This window comes from Pseudomonas sp. B392_1p (assembly GCF_052245235.1).
Taxonomy (GTDB): domain Bacteria; phylum Pseudomonadota; class Gammaproteobacteria; order Pseudomonadales; family Pseudomonadaceae; genus Serpens; species Serpens gallinarum.
Window position 1 is genome coordinate 14,346 of record NZ_JBQPXM010000020.1, and the last position, 17,526, is coordinate 31,871.

Here is a 17,526-nt window from a genome sequence, read left to right on the forward strand (position 1 = left end):
CCCCGTTCAAGGCTTCATGCAGTCTGGCAATCCGGACAGAAAATGCGGTCCCAGATAACGCTCCGGCAAGACGAACTCCTCTGGATACTCAACCTGTACGAGATACAGACCATAAGGATGCGCGGTGACTCCACCGAGCCGACGGTCACGCGCCTCCAGAGCTTCACCCACCCATTCGACCGAGCGCTCTCCGGCCCCAATTGTCATCAGCATACCGGCGAAATTACGCACCATATGGTGCAGGAAGGCATTGGCCCTCACATCCAGGACGATCATCCGACCGTGCTCGATAACCTGCAAATGATGCACCGTCTTGATCGGCGATTTGGCCTGGCATTTGAGTGCACGGAATGAGGTGAAATCATGAGTGCCGACCAATAGCTGTGCAGCTTCACGCATGCGCTGAACATTGAGAGGTCGGTGGTTCCAGGTGACCTCTTCGGCCATATGCGCCGGCCGGATCTGATCGTTGTAGATCACATAACGGTACCGCCGCGCGCATGCCTTGAAGCGGGCATGAAAATGCGCCGGCATGACTTTGGCCCAAGTAACGCTGATATCGCCCGGCAAATTGGCATTGGCGCCCATTACCCAGGCGATCAAAGGCCTTTCCACCTGCGTATCGAAATGCACGACCTGACCGCTGGCATGCACGCCGGCATCGGTGCGCCCTGCACACATCAGGTTTACGGGCTGGGCCGCCACCCGCGACAAGGCCCGTTCCAGCTCTTCCTGCACAGAAGGCACACCGGGCAGCTGGCGCTGCCAGCCCCGATAGCGGGAACCCTTGTACTCCACACCCAAGGCCACCCGAAAAACACCAGGGGCTGCCGTTTCTTCTACTGCGGGTTGTTCAATGTTCAATCACGTGCGCTCATTTACCGCTGCAACAAACGTCTCTATCCGCCCACCGGAGAGGGGCGAAGCTAATTGCAGGTACATTCTTCCAGATGGGTGCTTATTCTACGGGAAAACCACAGCCTGACCCGCCCGGCTGGCACACCGATTGGGCGTTCCACGCTTGCCTCCAAATTGGCCACATCCAAAAACGAAAGCGGCAGCCCTGGGGCTGCCGCTTGGTTGCTATGGTGTTGCGCTTAACTCAGCTTGTCGATCAGCTCACGCGCCTCGCCTTGCTGGGCCTCATCCCCCTCTCCCAAGACCTCATCAAGGATGTCACGGGCGCCTTCATTATCACCCATGTCGATATAGGCACGGGCCAGATCCAGCTTAGTCGCCGTTTCATTGGTCCCCGACAGGAAATCGAACTCGTCCTCTTCCAGTGGGCCCAAGTCGGTGATATCGAATGCAGGCTCTGTCATCACCGGGATTTCCAGGTCATCGGTCAAGTTGTCCAGCTCGGCGTTCACGCGATTCAACTCGGCCTCGAAATCTTCCGCACCTGCTGGCTCGGCCATGCCCCCTATGTCCAGCAGATCCTCTTCAGGCAAAGACAAGTCGAAGTCATCCGGCAAACCGTCCAGTGACGCTGCATCTTCCATCGTGAAGGCTGTCGGCTCCTGTGTAGGCGGGGCAGGAGTTTCGGCATCCAGCGACCAGCCACTCAACAAATCATCGTCATTGCTCAGGGCATCTACTGGTAGGTCCAAGACCGGAACAGCTGGATCAGCCAACGCTGTACTCGTCTCCTCCTCAAGCTGCAGATCGAAATCCAGCTCATCGAAGTTCAGCGGAGGCGTATCGTCGCCAGCCACCGATGGAGACAGCTGCAGGCTATCGGCAAAATCAAGGTCGCCCAAGTCCGATACACCGGTGTTGCTGGACTCATCCAGCTCCAGCTCACTGGCATACGTTCCGGCTGCCAGCGCACCGGCCACTGCGGCGCCGGCCAATGAACTCGATGCCATGTTCGGGTACTTATCTTTCAGCTGACGAATCTCTTCATCGGCACCGCCGATTTCACGCAGTTCGTTCTCCTGCTGAACGAAACCACCACGATCCCCCTGCTCGGCAAAGACTTCCATCAGCTTCAGACGCAGATCACGACGCTCAGGCTCACTGTCCAGCGCATTGAGCAGCAACTCGGCCGCCTGATTGAAACGTCCATACGCTATATAGATGTTGACCTCACCCAACAGCTCATTGCTGGAGTCGGAATCCTGGGACGGGGAAATGCCGTCCAACTCATCGAAGCTGCTGTTCGGCAACGCCAGATCGCGATCCAGGCTCTGGTCCTGGTCACTGAGCGTCATTCCTTCCTGCAATTCAGCCTCTTTTATTGCGTTGCGCCGCGACAAGGCCATGAGCGCCAACAGCAAGACCAAAAGGCTGCCCCCACCCACGGCTCCAAGCAGCAACGGATCAGCCAGCAACCGATCCAGCAGAGCCTGCGGCTTTGACTCCACAGCGGGCGTGCTGGCCGGCGGGGCAACAGGGCTCGCCTCAACAGGCACTGCCGGCGGCTGGATGGGTTCAATGGCCTCGACGGACTCTACGATCTCCACGACATCAGGGGTCGTTTCAGAAGTCGCCACCTGGGTGACAGCCACAGTTTCCAAGGGTGCATCTTCGAGCCCGGCCGGTCCACTATCGGTGACGGGTATGACTGGCTCGACATCCGCAGCCAAATCAGACTGAAGCTTGGCCAACTGACTGTCCTTGAGTTCAATCAGACGCTCAAGCTTTTCCATCTGGCTTTGCAGATCGCCCATGCGACTCTGTAGCTCAGCGCCTTCCCGGCGAGAAGTGTCGAGGTTCTCCTTGGCCACTGCCAAGTTGTCGAGAACCGCTTTGCTGTCGCCCGAGACACCACCATCTTGGCCAACTGTTGCCTGGCCTTCTTCGCCGGAAACCAGACGCAGGCTATCGCCGCTTTCGATCCGCTCAGGTACGGCATTGACAGCACTGCGCTTGGTGGCATCCAGCTGACGCTCGCCTGCGGCCAGACTGCGCGCCTGACGCCAAGCCTGCCACGCAGCATTCTGTTCAGCCACGCGTGCAATTGCTTCACCGCGGGAACGAACCTTGATCTGTTGCTCGTCAGGCAGGCGCAACACTTGGCCGGTTTTCAGGCGATTGATGTTGTCACCCATGAAGGCGTTAGGGTTCAGGTCCTGAATGGCCAGCATGGTCTGCTGCACAGAACCACCCCCGACGCTCTGGGCAATCTCCCATAGCGTGTCGTTTCGAGTCGTTCTGTACTGACCGCTTTCAGTTGTCCGAACCGGAGCCTGTGCTGCGACTGCAACCGGAGCTGGGGCCGGAGCCGAAACACGAGGTGCCGCAGCGGCAGGTTGCACGGGAGCGGATGCGGCTGCAGGTGCCGAAGCGGCAATCGGAAGCTGTGGGGCAACTGCCTGAGCGGTTTGCGGTGAATACAAAGGCGGATCGAGCAGCACCGTGTACTCACGCAACAGACGGCCATTGGGCCAAATCACCTCAACCAGAAAGTTGAGATAAGGTTCGCGTACCGGCTTATTGGAGCTTACCCGAATGACACTTTTGCCATTGGGCATGATGACCGGGGTAAAAGTCAGGTCGTTCAGAAAAAAGGGGTGGTCGACCCCGGCCTTGCTGAACTCCTCAGGTGAAGCCAGGCGAGGCAGCACCTCGCTGGCTGCCAGGTCACGCACCTCCAGTAACTCGATCTCGGCCACCAGGGGCTGATTCAGCGCGGATTGCAGGGTTACCTCCCCCAACCCCAGCGCATGAGCCACTCCGGAGGTCAAAGCCGAAGCAGCTGCAATTGCCAGCACCAGTTTGCGAATCCGAGCCATAGCGTTTTCCTTGTTCTCTCTTCTTCTCGACTCTCGAGAGGGCATTTAAAAGAAATCCATTAACGCACGGATTTTTTAAAAAACACTGACGCGCGCGATGTCAAGCTAGATTAACCCTTCGAAGTTTCGGGCAAGTATCTTTTACAGATGGTTTTTTATCAACAACTGAGCCAACAGCACGGCATCGAGGGCCGAGCCTTTTCGCACGTTATCAGACACAATCCACAAATCCACTGTGGCGGGGTCATACCGCCAGTGCGAAGCCTGCCAACATAATCAACATCTTGACCTAGAGCATCTCCCACTACGGCCGAATAATTCCCGTCTCGAGCAATTCCACCCTCAGACCGCCTGCAAACAACGCTACCTAAGTCAGCGGACTGCGCAGCAATACATTGAAACTGTCGCCAAAGAACACCGGACCTGACAGGAGAATTCTTATTTCAAAATCAGGCCACCGCTAATCCTTCGCCTCCCCGAGCTTCGATTGATAAGAGCCGGATGGTGACTAACCAAAACGGGGCGCCCTGTGAAGCATTCGTAACCACCGACAGGAGAATCGCGCCGGACGGCGCCAGAAAAACCAGCATTTGAGCTGCAAACACAAACGCCACAACAAGTGTGGCGTTTGTTTTCAGCGCAGAAGCTTAGCGTTCCAACAGAATGCGCAGCATACGTCGCAAGGGCTCGGCAGCACCCCACAACAACTGATCGCCAACGGTGAAAGCCCCGAGGAACTGCGAACCCATGTTGAGCTTGCGCAAGCGACCAACAGGCACGGTCAAGGTACCGGTAACGGCTGTCGGCGACAGTTCACGCATGCTCAGCTCGCGCTGATTTGGCACCAGCTTCACCCAAGGATTGTGCTGACTGATCATGCCTTCAATATCCGAAATCGGCACGTCCTTGTTCAGCTTGATGGTCAGTGCTTGGCTGTGGCACCGCATGGCACCGACGCGCACGCACAACCCGTCGACCGGGATCGGATTCTTGAAGCGGCCAAGAATTTTGTTGGTCTCAGCCTGAGCTTTCCATTCTTCGCGGCTCTGCCCGTTGGGCAGCTCCTTGTCGATATAGGGGATCAGGCTGCCAGCCAGCGGCACGCCAAAGTTGTCCACCGGAAAGCCTTCGCCGCGCTGGGTTTCGGCGACCTTGCGGTCGATCTCCAAGATGGCGCTGGCGGGATTGGCCAGGTCATCTGCCACTGCGCCATGAATCGCGCCCATCTGCTTGATCAGTTCGCGCATGTTCTGCGCGCCGGCACCGGAGGCTGCCTGGTAGGTCATGGCGCTCATCCACTCAACCAGACCCGCCTCGTACAACCCCCCGAGCGCCATCAGCATCAGGCTCACGGTGCAGTTGCCACCGATGTAATTCTTGGTGCCGGCGTCCAGCTGCTGGTCGATCACCCGACGGTTGACCGGGTCCAGCACAATCACCGCGTCGTCCTGCATGCGCAGGCTGGAGGCAGCGTCGATCCAATAGCCCTGCCAGCCGGCTTCACGCAGCTTGGGGAATACTTCGTTGGTGTAGTCGCCGCCCTGGCAGGTCAGAATCACATCGAGGCTTTTCAGCTCATCAATGCTGTAGGCGTCCTTCAACGGCGCAGTTTCTTTGCCAATCGCCGGGCCCTGGCCACCGACATTGGACGTCGTGAAGAACACCGGCTCGATCAGGTCAAAGTCCCGCTCTTCCAGCATCCGCTGCATGAGCACGGAACCGACCATGCCGCGCCAACCGATCAGACCTACACGTTTCATTCAAGCAACCCTAAGAAAAGAAGTGGGCCGCCACCTGAGCGGCGAGCCCGAGAGATTACAGATTCCGCAGCGCGGCGACTACTGCATCGCCCATTTCGCGAGTTCCGACCTTTTGGCAGCCTTCGGACCAGATATCGCCAGTGCGCAGGCCCTGATCGAGAACAACGCTCACCGCCTGCTCGATCGCATCGGCAGCAGCACCTTGATTGAAGGTGTAGCGCAACATCATCGAGACCGAGAGGATTGTTGCCAACGGGTTCGCAATCCCCTTGCCGGCAATGTCCGGAGCCGAACCATGGCACGGCTCATACATGCCCTTGTTGCGCGCATCCAACGAGGCGGACGGCAGCATGCCGATGGAACCCGTAAGCATGGAGGCTTCATCCGAAAGGATATCGCCAAACATGTTGTCGGTCACGATCACATCGAATTGCTTGGGTGCACGCACCAGCTGCATGGCGGCGTTATCGACGTACATATGACTCAGCTCGACGTCCGGGTAGTCCTTGGCCACTTCCTCGACCACGGTGCGCCACAGCTGGCTGGACGCCAAGACGTTGGCCTTGTCCACCGAGCACAGTTTTTTGCCGCGTACGCGCGCCATGTCGAAGCCGACCTTGGCGATGCGGCGAATTTCGCTTTCGCTGTACGGCAGGGTGTCGTAAGCCTGGCGCTCACCGTTTTCCAAAATGCGCGTCTCGCGCGGACTGCCGAAGTAGATACCACCGGTCAATTCGCGAACGATGAGAATGTCCAGACCCGCCACAATCTCGGGTTTCAGGCTCGATGCGGCAGCCAATTGCGGATACAGCAGTGCTGGACGCAAGTTTCCGAACAGGCCCAGCTGCGAACGAATCTTTAGCAGTCCACGCTCAGGACGCAGCGCCGGATCGATGGTGTCCCACTTCGGGCCGCCCACGGCGCCGAGCAGAATCGCATCGGCCTGGCGAGCGCGCTCCAGGGTTTCATCAGCCAGCGGGACGCCGTACTTGTCGTAAGCGCCACCGCCCAGCTCGTCATAGGACAGCTCGTAGTCCAGCGCGTACTTCTCGTTGGCAACCTGCAGGACCTTGACCGCCTCGGCCATGATTTCCGGACCGATACCGTCACCCGGGAGAACCAGAATCTGCTTGCTCATTGCTTTCCTCTATTTTCGTAGGGTGGATGACGCTTTTCTCATCCACCGAAAAACTGCATAGGGGGATGGATGAAGCATCATCCACCCTACCCTTATCGATTACTTGATGGCGCCGAACAGCCAGGGCTGGCTTTCGCGGTGGCGCGTCTCGAACGCCTTGATCGCCTCGGCATCCTGCAGGGTCAGGCCGATGTCATCCAGGCCGTTAAGCAGGCAATGTTTGCGGAAGGCGTCGACCTCAAACCGGTACTGCTTGCCGTCCGGGCGGGTCACGGTCTGCGCAGCCAGGTCCACAGTCAACTGGTAACCTTCGGTGGCCTCGGCTTGCTGGAACAGCTCATCGACTTCTTCTTCCTTCAAGATGATCGGCAACAGACCGTTCTTGAAGCTGTTGTTGAAGAAGATATCGGCGAAGCTGGGCGCAATGATCGTACGGAAACCGTACTCTTCCAGGGCCCAGGGAGCATGCTCACGACTGGAGCCGCAACCGAAGTTCTCACGGGCCAGCAACACGCTGGCACCTTGGTAACGGGGGAAATTGAGCACGAACTCAGCATTGATCGGGCGCCCCGAGCAGTCCTGGTTCGGCTGGCCGACATCGAGATAACGCCACTCATCGAACAGGTTCGGGCCAAAGCCGGTGCGCTTGATCGACTTGAGAAATTGCTTGGGAATGATCTGGTCGGTATCGACGTTGGCACGATCCAGTGGGCAGACCAGGCCGGTGTGTTGGGTAAAGGCTCTCATGGTGCGTCTCCTCAGGCCTGGATCAGTTCGCGAACATCGATGAAATGGCCGGTCACCGCCGCAGCGGCAGCCATGGCCGGACTGACCAGGTGGGTACGACCACCTGCGCCCTGACGGCCTTCAAAGTTGCGGTTGGATGTGGAAGCGCAATGCTCGCCGCTGCCCAATTTGTCCGGGTTCATCGCCAGGCACATGGAGCAGCCCGGTTCACGCCATTCAAAGCCCGCCTCAATGAAAATCTTGTCCAACCCCTCTTGCTCGGCCTGCTGCTTGACCAATCCCGAGCCTGGCACCACCAGCGCCTGCTTGACGGTCGCGGCGACCTTGCGGCCCTTGGCAACGATGGCCGCGGCGCGCAGATCCTCGATCCGCGAATTGGTGCAGGAGCCGATGAACACGCGATCCAGGCGGATATCGGTGATGGGCTGGCTGGCAGTCAGGCCCATGTATTTCAATGCGCGAACAATGGAATCGCGCTTAACCGGATCGTTCTCACCAGCCGGGTCCGGCACGTTCTGATCGACGGCCAGGACCATTTCCGGCGAGGTGCCCCAGCTGACCTGCGGCTTGATGTCTTCGGCCTTCATTTCAATCACGGTGTCGAACACGGCGTCTGCATCGGACACCAGGTCTTGCCAGACTTCGACCGCCTTTTCCCAGTCGGCGCCTTTGGGTGCGTAGGGGCGACCCTTGACGTACTCAATGGTCTTCTCATCCACCGCTACCATGCCAACGCGGGCACCCGCCTCGATGGACATGTTGCAGATGGTCATGCGCCCTTCCATGGACAGGTCGCGGATCGCACTGCCGGCGAATTCCAGCGCATGGCCATTACCACCGGCGGTGCCGATCTTGCCGATCACGGCCAGCACGATATCCTTGGCAGTGACGCCGAACGGCAGCTTGCCTTCGACCCGCACCTGCATGTTCTTCATCTTCTTGGCCACCAGGCACTGGGTGGCGAGCACATGCTCGACTTCCGAGGTACCGATACCGTGGGCCAGCGCGCCGAAAGCGCCGTGGGTCGAGGTATGCGAATCACCGCAAACCACGGTCATGCCCGGCAAGGTAGCGCCCTGTTCCGGACCGATTACGTGGACGATGCCCTGGCGCACGTCGTTCATCTTGAATTCGAGGATGCCAAAGTCATCGCAGTTCTCGTCGAGGGTCTGCACCTGAATGCGCGACACTTCATCGGCGATGGCTTCCAGTCCACCTTGGCGCTCGGCCTTGGTAGTCGGCACGTTGTGGTCCGGCGTGGCGATATTGGCATCGATGCGCCAAGGCTTGCGGCCAGCCAGGCGCAGGCCTTCAAACGCCTGGGGCGAAGTAACTTCGTGCAAAATGTGGCGGTCGATATAGATCAACGACGAGCCATCATCACGACGCTTGACCTCGTGCATCTCCCAGAGCTTGTCATAGAGCGTTTTACCGGCCATTGGACATTCCTCATCAGTTTCTTATGGGCAGAGCCCTTGCGCTTATGGATTTTATGCTATGAACTTGAGAGGAATAACTCAAATTCATATTTTTCATCCAACGGATTCCAAACAGGAATGCGCAGGATGACTTCCCGGAACTCCTTCCATGGACCTCGCCGCCCTGCAGGCCTTTCTGGCTATCGCTGAAACAGGCAGCTTCTCTCTCGCCGCCGAACGTTTGCACCTGACCCAGCCCGCAGTCAGCAAGCGCATCGCAGCGCTGGAACTGCAGCTCGATGTGCGGCTGTTTGACCGCCTGGGCCGTGAAGTGGGTCTGACCGAGGCCGGGCGTGCGCTGTTACCCCGCGCCTATCAGATCATCAACGTACTGGACGACACGCGCCGCGCCTTGAGTAACCTGAATGGCGAGATCAGTGGTCGGCTAACCTTGGCGACCAGCCATCATATTGGCTTGCACCGCCTCCCGCCCTTGTTGCGGGCATTCACGCGCCATTATCCCCTGGTCAGCCTGGATATCCGCTTTCTCGACTCGGAAGTCGCCTACGAGGAAGTGCTGCACGGCCGCGCGGAACTGGCCGTTATCACTTTGGCACCGGAAACCCGTCTGCCCGTGCGGGCCGTACCCGTTTGGAATGACCCCCTCGATTTCGTTGCCGCGCCCGAGCACCCCTTGGCCAGCAATGGTACGGTGAGCCTGGCCGATGTGGCACGCCATCCAGCGGTTTTTCCCGGTAGCAACACCTTCACACACCATATCGTTCATAAACTGTTTGAAAGCCAGGGACTGACACCGAACATCGCCATGAGCACCAATTATATGGAGACGATCAAGATGATGGTTTCCATCGGGCTGGCCTGGAGCGTTCTGCCCCTTACCATGCTCGATCGGCAGGTAGTGCGCCTGCCGTTGCCCGGTATTCATCTGTCACGCCAGCTTGGCTACATCGTGCATACCGAACGCACACTGTCCAACGCTGCGAAAGCGTTCATGCTGTTGCTCGACACCCAGCCGAAATCCTTGCCTGGAGAACCGAGATAAGCCTACCGTAGTCCCATATCCACTTGGCATGAACGACGGTTGTAGCTTCTCACTGCCCGGGGCGCTTGATGACCAAAGACAGTTCGCGAGCTGCGTTGTCGCCCTTCGACACACGACAGGCAGCCCAGAGTCCAAACCCCATGCTGGAAAGCACCTGGCTCGAGACTGCGCTTGACTGCGCCGAACTGGGAGCCTGGTGCCTGGAGCTAGACAGTGGAAAGCTTCATTGGTCTTCCACTGCTCAGACACTGCTTGGCCCGGTACTGCATGCAAGACTCACACATGGGCGCGCGTACCTCCGCCGTATTCCTCGCTTGGATCGTCCGCGCCTGCTGCGCTATTTTCGCTCCATCTTTGCCACGCCGCCGGCGAGCAAACCCATCGCCCATCACTTGCACTGGCCCGACAACAGCTTACATTGGCTGGAGCTCAAGGGCCGCTTGCACACTGACCTACAGGGCAGGCGACATATCCTGGGCACCGTACGCGACATCAGTCTGCAGCACGACGAACGACACAACCTGCTCAATCAGGATGAAATCGTCAGTAACGCCTTGCGCAATACACCCGACGCCGTGGTGATCAGTGAGCTGGCCGGTGGGCGTTTCGTCGAAGTCAATGCCGGTTTTGAAAGCTTGTTCGGTTGGAGCAAAAAAGACACCATTGGCCGCACTCCCGATGAGCTTGGCCTCTGGATCGATCCCCTTGAGCGTGACCAGCTGCGCGAGCAGTTGGCCAGGCATGGCAGCCTGAGCGATTTCGAAGCGCACCTGCGCAAACGTGACGGCAGTCTGTGCAGCTGTCGCTTCTACAGCGCCCCCATTGAGCTGCACGGCCAGCCTTGCCTGGTGACCACCCTACGCGACATGAGCCAGCAGCGGGTTCAGGAACAGGCGTTGCAAGACAGCCGCGAACGGCTGGCGCTGGCCCTGGAGTCCGCCATGCTGGGCACCTGGGACTGGCACATCCCCAGCGACACCTTGTTTGGCTCGGCTCGCGCAGCAGCCCTACATGGGCTAGCCGCCCAATCGTTTCAGGGTAATTTCCGCATGTTCTTTGCCAGCGTCCATGAAGACGATCGCGAACAAATGCGTCGCACCTACCGTGAGCTGCTCAGCGGCAAGCGCGATGATTATCACACCACCTATCGCTCGCGCTTCAGCACAGGTGAGGTCCATCACCTGGAAAGCACCGCCCGCCTCTATCGGGATGCTGCCGGTAACCCATTGCGCATGACTGGCATCCTCATCGACATCACCGAGCGTGTCGTGCGCGAACAACACCTGGCCGCGTCTGAAGAAAAATTCGCCACGCTGTTTCATGCCAGCCCCGCACCGATCTGCGTGTCACGGATTGATGACGGGGAGTTTCTGGAAATCAATCCCAGCTTCACCGAGGTTTTTGGCTGGCAGCCCGACGAGATAGTCGGCCACAGTGCCCAGGCCCTCAATTTTTGGTCCGATATCGGGCAACGAAGGGAGTTGTTCGATCAACTCGCCCGCGACCAGGTGCTGGACAATGTCTTGGCTCTGTTTCACACCAAACACGGCCAGCAATTGACCTGCTTGATTTCCAGCCGCTACATCCAGGTGGACGGCCAGCGCTACATCACCACTTCATTCCACGATATAACTCGCCAGCAGCAAGCCGCCCAAGCGCTACAGGCCAGCGAGGAAAAATTTGCCAAGGCGTTCCATTCCAGCCCCGACGCCATCTCCATATTTGAGCGAGGCGGCGGCCGCTTCATCGAAGTCAACGAGGGGTTCCGGCGCCTGACCGGCTATAGCACCGAGGACGTGATCGGTCGCACCCTGGGAGATTTGAATCTGTGGATCAGCCCTGAACAACGTCAGCAGATGGCCGAAGCCCTCGAGCGCAACGGCCGCCTGCCACGCCGTGAAATGCACCTGCTAGACCGAGACGGCCAATTGAAATTTGCCGAAGTCTCGGTTGAGTCCATCACCCTCAATGGCTGCGATTGCCTGCTGCTGACGGCGCGCGACATCAGCGAGTTGAAAGAAGCTCAGGCCCAGATCCAGCACCTGGCCTACCACGATTCACTGACCAACCTGCCCAACCGCGCCTTGCTGCTCGACCGCCTGACCCAGCAGATTGCCTTGCTCACCCGTCACGATTTGCGTGGCGCGGTCCTGTTCCTTGATCTGGATCATTTCAAGCACATCAACGATTCCCTCGGCCATCCCGTCGGCGATGCGGTCCTGCGCATGGTCACCAGCCGCCTGCAAGCCAGCGTGCGCCGGGAAGATACCGTGGCTCGCCTTGGGGGGGATGAATTTGTCGTGTTGCTTTCCGGTTTGGAAGGCAAACGTGCGCAAGTCATTCGCCAAGTGCACCTGGTGGCCGAGCAACTCCGCAGACGTCTGGCCGAGGCCATGTTGATCGATGGCCGCCACCTGCAACTCACAACCAGCATTGGCATCGCCCTGATACCCGATCACGGCACCAGCTCCGATGATTTGCTCAAACGCGCCGACATCGCGCTCTATCGGGCCAAGGATTCCGGGCGCAACAGCATTCATGTGTTTCGCAGCCACATGCAGGCCTTGGTCAGCGAGCGCCTGTTGCTGGAAAACGACTTGCGCCAGGCGCTCCCCCGCCAGCAGTTCAGACTGGTATTTCAACCGCAAGTCGATGCTCGCAGCCAGAAGATCATCGGCGCCGAAGCCTTGCTGCGCTGGCAGCACCCACAGCGTGGCGAGCTGACGCCCGAGCGCTTCATGCAGGTTTTGGAAGAGAGCGGCCTCATCCAGGAGGTAGGACTTTGGATATTGCGCAACGCCTGCCAAGCTTGCGCCTGGTTTCTCGATGAGGCGCTGATCGAGCCGGCCAATTTTCACTTATGCGTCAATATCAGCCCTCGCCAGTTCCGCCACTACGACTTTGTCGAAGACGTGGAGAATTGCCTGAAGGCAAGCGCGCTTCCGGCACAGACACTGAAGCTGGAAATCACCGAAGGCGTGGCTATCCGCAATATCGAAGACACCATTCACAAGATGCAACGCCTTAAACGTATCGGTGTCGCCTTCGCCATGGATGATTTCGGTACCGGCTATTCGTCACTCACGTACCTCAAGCGCCTGCCGGTGGATACGCTTAAAATCGATCAGTCCTTCATCCATGATGCGCTGCTCAACAGCAATGACGGCGCAATCGTTCGTGCAATCATTGCCATGGCCCACAGCCTGGGTCTGCAGACCATTGCCGAAGGCGTGGAAGAAACAGAGCAGCTGGACTTCCTGCAACAAGAGGGTTGTCACCTGTATCAAGGTTACCTTTTCAGTCGCCCGATCCCGCCGGAAGATTTCCACGCTCTGCTGACCGCCACGAACACACCCGACGCCTCAAAAAAGAATGTCCGCGAATAATCGCGGACATTCTTTTCAAGCAGGGTGCTGTCAGCTCTGCAACGCGTGGCGCGCAGCACCGATCGGGATGCGCTTGGGCTTGGCCTCTTCCGGCACGATGCGCACGAGATCGATATTCAACAAACCATTTTGCAAAGCCGCCCCCTGAACCTCGATATGGTCGGCCAGACGGAACGACAACTTAAAAGCGCGCTGGGCAATTCCCTGATGAAGATAGGTGACACTTTCACCCTCGCGCTCACGCTTTCCACCGCTCACCGTCAACACGCCGCGCTCGACCTGTAACTCTAGGTCCTGCTCTTGAAAACCAGCCGCCGCCACGACGATTCGGTATTGCGCATCACCGTGCTTTTCAATGTTATAGGGTGGATAGCTGCTGCCGCTCTCGTTGCGCAGGACCGACTCGAACAAGTCGTTAAAGCGATCAAAACCAACAGACTGACGAAACAGCGGCGCCATGGAAAATGCAGTGCTCATGAAAATTCTCCTGAGTAATCAGCAAGGAAATGCGGGACCCGACTTCGGCATCCCACGCTGACTACATGAGGTTTACGGAGGAAATTTCAAGAGTCCGGATGCCTGACCGGCAGCCCATCGAACCACTGCAAAAAATGCGCAACGCTCATCTCGAGCGAGTCGGAATTATCCAACCGCCAGACGCCTTCCATTCCTGCATCGGACCGCAACCTGGCACTACGTCCCAGGCGCGCATCGATGTCCTTAGCTGATTCACGACCACGCGACAGCAGACGCTGGCGCAACACCGCCTCATCCACCTCCAACAACACCGCCTGTAACTGCGGATAACGCGCCCGGGCGGCGGGCAGGTGGGCGCGGGAACCATTGACCACGACGTCATGGCCACCGCCCAGCCAGTCATCAATTACACGGGGAATACCATAAGCCAGACCATTGGCCTGCCAGCTCAACGCAAAGGCGCCCTGCTCTTTCAAGCGGGCAAATTCCTGGGCATCGACACTCACCGCATCCTCGCCCACGGCTTCCGCAGAGCGAGTGATGACTCTACGCGCGATATGACATCCACGCGCCTGCAAAGAGTCACGGGCGGCGTTCAACAGGCTATCCTTGCCGGAGCCTGAAGGCCCCATGAGATAGATCAGGTGACTCATCTTGCCTCCCCAAAAACCGCCAGACACCGCTGCGCCCAGAACGTTCCTTACGCCTCGCTCGCTGAGCAAATACTGAGCATGCAATCGCATTCTGGATGATCGGTGCTGGCAAAAAGCCTTTAAGTGAACCAAACTATGAATGTCTTGCGACAATATTTATAAAAAAGAAGATGTTGTTGAACTTAAAGGCCGGACTTAAGTCCAACCTGCGACTTAAGCGCCATTCCCAGCACCCTTCTAGACTATTGGTTGATAACGTATGCGCCCTATGAAACAGGCTGTTTATTCAAGCCGCACGGCTGACAAATTCGTTGTCCGCTTGCCCGACGGCATGCGCGAGCGCATCGCCGAAGTAGCTCGCACTCATCACCGCAGCATGAACTCCGAAATCATTGCCCGCCTTGAGCAGAGCATGATTCAAGAGGCCTCACTGGCCGATGACCTGGCCTCGCGCCTAGACAGTCCTGAGCTGACGCTTAATGAACGCGAACTGGTGCAGTGCTTCCGCCAGCTAACTCGCCGCCAACAAAACGCGCTGGTCGCGCTCATTGCCCATGACATGGAAATGGCAGCCGGCGAATAACAGTGAAACAGATATAAAAAAACCGGCTCTTGCCGGTTTTTTTATATCTATAACCGAACCGCCTTGTTTTCGCTTAGAGCAAGAACAGTGTTGCCAGCCCTAGGAAGATAAAGAAGCCACCACTGTCGGTCACCGCCGTGATCATGACACTGGCCCCCATCGCCGGGTCTTTTCCCAGGCGCTCAAGCGTCATCGGAATCAATACCCCCATCAACGCCGCCAGCAGCAGATTGAGGGTCATTGCCGCCGTCATGACCACGCCCAGCGACCAGTTGCCGTACAGCCACCAAGCCACTAAACCGATCACGCCACCCCACAGCAGTCCGTTGACCAACGACACACCCAGCTCCTTGCGTAACAGTCGCGAGGTGTTGCCAGTGCCGACCTGATCCAGGGCGATGCCGCGCACAATCATGGTGATGGTCTGATTACCGGAATTGCCGCCGATACCTGCAACAATAGGCATCAATGCGGCCAGAGCAACCAGCTTCTCAATCGAGCCATCGAATAACCCGATCACCCGCGAAGCAATAAAGGCTGTAATCAGATTGAGCGCCAGCCAGGCCCAGCGGTTGCCCACCGACTTCCACACCGAGGCGAAGATATCTTCTTCCTCGCGCAGACCGGCCATGTTGAGGACTTCGCTTTCGCTCTCCTCACGAATCAAGTCGACGATCTCATCAATGGTCAGTCGACCGATCAGCTTGCCGTTCTTGTCGACCACAGGGGCAGACACCAAGTCATAGCGTTCGAACGCCTGGGCAGCGTCGTAGGCATCCTCATCGGGATGAAAGCTGACCGGATCGCTGGCCATGACGTCGGCCACCTGCTTCTCAGGGTCATTGACCAGCAGGCGCTTGATCGGCAGCACCCCCTTGAGCACGCCATCGTAGTCGACCACAAACAGCTTGTCGGTATGCCCAGGCAATTCCTTGAGGCGGCGCAGGTAACGCAATACCACTTCCAGACTGACGTCTTCACGGATGGTGACCATCTCGAAGTCCATCAGCGCGCCGACCTGATCCTCCTCGTAGGACAGCACCGAGCGCATGCGCTCGCGCTGCTGCGCATCAAGGCTTTCCATCAGCTCGTGGACGACGTCGCGCGGCAGCTCCGGCGCCAAGTCGGCCAGCTCATCGACATCCATGTCCCGGGTAGCGGCGATCAGCTCATGATCGTCCATGTCGGCGATCAGGGTTTCGCGCACCGCATCGGAGACTTCAAGAAGAATATCGCCGTCGCGCTCGGCCTTGACCAGTTGCCAGACGGTCAAGCGCTCATCGAGCGGCAGAGCTTCGAGAATGTGGGCAATGTCGGCGGGGTGCAGCTCGTCAAGCTTGCGTTGCAACTCAGCGAGGTTCTGCCGACGCACCAGATCGTCAACGCGATCCTGGTGCTGACCTTCCTGGCGATGGGTAAGGTCTTCGACCAGGCGGTGGCGGTGCAGCAGGTCGACAACCTGCGCCAAGCGGTCTTGCAGGCTTTCTTGCGGCTTTTTGGCTTCTACTTCAGTCATTGGCGCGCTCCACCCCAGAAGCGGAGCACGCCAAAGGGGATCAATCAGTCAATACGCGATTGGGCAATCAAAAATGTGAGTGAGTTACTACTGGGTAAGTCCATGGTGGGAATCCACAAGCCCCGGCGGGGCTGACCGGGCAATATTACCACTGCCTGAGGCCATTGCGCGCGATAAAAGTTCGGCACTACAAGCGTTTGCACGGCAAAGCTCGGCCATCTTCACCTATGGGATGCACTCGATTGAGACCAGGACACTGCAAAGCCCTGTCACGCCGCCTATGCTGCGCGGCTCTGCTTACCACCTAGGGATACCCCTTATGCACGGATTGCTTCGCACCAGCTGCTGCCTGGTCGCGCTTGGCCTGTCCAGCGCTCTGCCCGCTGCCAGCATCTATCGCTGCGCGGATTCACAAGGCCATGTCAGCTTTTCCGATCAGGCCTGCCCACCTGGAGCTGCCCAGAAGGCCCTTTCGCCACAGATCAACAGCCTGCCGCCTCCGGAGCCCCCTAGACCTGATCGCCGCACCGATAAGTCCGGCCTGGTAATCGGCAGCAGCCAATCGGAGACCCCGTGCGGGGTGCTGCTCACCAGTCAACAGAAGCGCACCGCGCGGATTCGTCAGCAGGTTTTGGCTGGAATGAATCAGCAGGACATCGAAAGCGCCTTTGGCACGCCGGACAAGATCAGCAGGAACAACAACCAGACCCGCTATCACTACCGGGATGCCAAGGGCAACACTCGTCAGGTCGTCTTCGATGAGGCGGGCTGCGTGAAAGCCAAACCTTGAAAAGCAAGAAGCCCGCATTTCTGCGGGCTTCTTGTGTGTGGCGGACTCAGGAGGATTCGAACCTCCGACCGCTCGGTTCGTAGCCGAGTACTCTATCCAGCTGAGCTATGAGTCCGTGTGGCGCTTGATAAACCAGATCACCGCTGGTTGACGCTAGGAAACCATCATTGCTGACAGCCTTCCTGATGTGGCGGACTCAGGAGGATTCGAACCTCCGACCGCTCGGTTCGTAGCCGAGTACTCTATCCAGCTGAGCTA

13 protein-coding genes, 1 tRNA gene and 1 pseudogene are annotated in these 17,526 nt (G+C 58.3%); 4 read left to right on the top strand and 11 right to left on the bottom strand.

What is annotated here, in order from left to right:
• Positions 1 to 6 precede the first annotated feature (6 nt).
• The 7 genes and pseudogenes from truA to leuC form a co-directional block, all read right to left on the bottom strand.
• The gene (gene truA, locus ACTV8E_RS20140; RefSeq protein WP_443200637.1) at positions 7 to 864 is read right to left on the bottom strand and encodes a tRNA pseudouridine(38-40) synthase TruA; all 858 of its coding nucleotides are present in this window, start codon (positions 862 to 864) and stop codon (positions 7 to 9) included.
• Between the two features lie 233 nt (positions 865 to 1,097).
• Positions 1,098 to 3,737 (bottom strand): FimV/HubP family polar landmark protein, encoded by a 2,640-nt coding sequence (locus ACTV8E_RS20145; RefSeq protein WP_443200638.1) that lies wholly within the window; start codon positions 3,735 to 3,737, stop codon positions 1,098 to 1,100.
• A 141-nt stretch (positions 3,738 to 3,878) separates the two neighbouring features.
• Positions 3,879 to 4,054 (bottom strand): annotated as a pseudogene (locus ACTV8E_RS20150) (aspartate-semialdehyde dehydrogenase); the annotation flags it as partial.
• A 330-nt stretch (positions 4,055 to 4,384) separates the two neighbouring features.
• Positions 4,385 to 5,497: an aspartate-semialdehyde dehydrogenase gene (gene asd, locus ACTV8E_RS20155; protein ID WP_273535603.1), complete on the bottom strand. Its 1,113-nt coding sequence runs from the start codon at positions 5,495 to 5,497 to the stop codon at positions 4,385 to 4,387.
• 55 nt (positions 5,498 to 5,552) lie between these two features.
• On the bottom strand, positions 5,553 to 6,635 hold the full coding sequence (gene leuB / locus ACTV8E_RS20160) for a 3-isopropylmalate dehydrogenase (protein WP_443200639.1): 1,083 nt from the start codon (positions 6,633 to 6,635) through the stop codon (positions 5,553 to 5,555).
• 99 nt (positions 6,636 to 6,734) lie between these two features.
• Positions 6,735 to 7,382 (bottom strand): 3-isopropylmalate dehydratase small subunit, encoded by a 648-nt coding sequence (gene leuD / locus ACTV8E_RS20165; RefSeq protein WP_443200640.1) that lies wholly within the window; start codon positions 7,380 to 7,382, stop codon positions 6,735 to 6,737.
• An 11-nt stretch (positions 7,383 to 7,393) separates the two neighbouring features.
• On the bottom strand, positions 7,394 to 8,821 hold the full coding sequence (gene leuC / locus ACTV8E_RS20170; protein WP_251837816.1) for a 3-isopropylmalate dehydratase large subunit: 1,428 nt from the start codon (positions 8,819 to 8,821) through the stop codon (positions 7,394 to 7,396).
• A 148-nt stretch (positions 8,822 to 8,969) separates the two neighbouring features.
• Between leuC and ACTV8E_RS20175 the strand changes: the two genes are divergently transcribed.
• On the top strand, positions 8,970 to 9,863 hold the full coding sequence (locus ACTV8E_RS20175) for a LysR family transcriptional regulator (RefSeq protein ID WP_443200641.1): 894 nt from the start codon (positions 8,970 to 8,972) through the stop codon (positions 9,861 to 9,863).
• 314 nt (positions 9,864 to 10,177) lie between these two features.
• Positions 10,178 to 13,249, top strand: coding sequence for a sensor domain-containing protein (locus ACTV8E_RS20180; RefSeq protein ID WP_443200642.1), 3,072 nt, complete (start codon positions 10,178 to 10,180; stop codon positions 13,247 to 13,249).
• A gap of 30 nt (positions 13,250 to 13,279) precedes the next feature.
• Here the strand turns inward: ACTV8E_RS20180 and ACTV8E_RS20185 are convergent, their stop codons facing one another.
• Both ACTV8E_RS20185 and phnN read right to left on the bottom strand, forming a co-directional pair.
• Complete coding sequence (locus ACTV8E_RS20185; protein WP_443200643.1) at positions 13,280 to 13,726, bottom strand: Hsp20 family protein; 447 nt, start codon at positions 13,724 to 13,726, stop codon at positions 13,280 to 13,282.
• Between the two features lie 86 nt (positions 13,727 to 13,812).
• Positions 13,813 to 14,379, bottom strand: a complete 567-nt coding sequence (gene phnN, locus ACTV8E_RS20190; RefSeq protein WP_443200644.1) for a phosphonate metabolism protein/1,5-bisphosphokinase (PRPP-forming) PhnN — start codon at positions 14,377 to 14,379, stop codon at positions 13,813 to 13,815.
• A gap of 259 nt (positions 14,380 to 14,638) precedes the next feature.
• Here phnN and ACTV8E_RS20195 point away from each other — a divergent pair, with 259 nt between their 5' ends.
• Positions 14,639 to 14,962 (top strand): Arc family DNA-binding protein, encoded by a 324-nt coding sequence (locus tag ACTV8E_RS20195; protein WP_251837811.1) that lies wholly within the window; start codon positions 14,639 to 14,641, stop codon positions 14,960 to 14,962.
• A gap of 73 nt (positions 14,963 to 15,035) precedes the next feature.
• Here the strand turns inward: ACTV8E_RS20195 and mgtE are convergent, their stop codons facing one another.
• Complete coding sequence (gene mgtE, locus ACTV8E_RS20200; RefSeq protein WP_251837810.1) at positions 15,036 to 16,478, bottom strand: magnesium transporter; 1,443 nt, start codon at positions 16,476 to 16,478, stop codon at positions 15,036 to 15,038.
• 319 nt (positions 16,479 to 16,797) lie between these two features.
• Here mgtE and ACTV8E_RS20205 point away from each other — a divergent pair, with 319 nt between their 5' ends.
• Positions 16,798 to 17,268 (top strand): DUF4124 domain-containing protein, encoded by a 471-nt coding sequence (locus tag ACTV8E_RS20205; protein WP_443200645.1) that lies wholly within the window; start codon positions 16,798 to 16,800, stop codon positions 17,266 to 17,268.
• Between the two features lie 38 nt (positions 17,269 to 17,306).
• On the opposite strand, the gene ACTV8E_RS20210 is transcribed toward ACTV8E_RS20205, so the two are convergent.
• A tRNA-Arg gene (locus ACTV8E_RS20210) sits at positions 17,307 to 17,383 on the bottom strand.
• Positions 17,384 to 17,526: the final 143 nt, after the last annotated feature.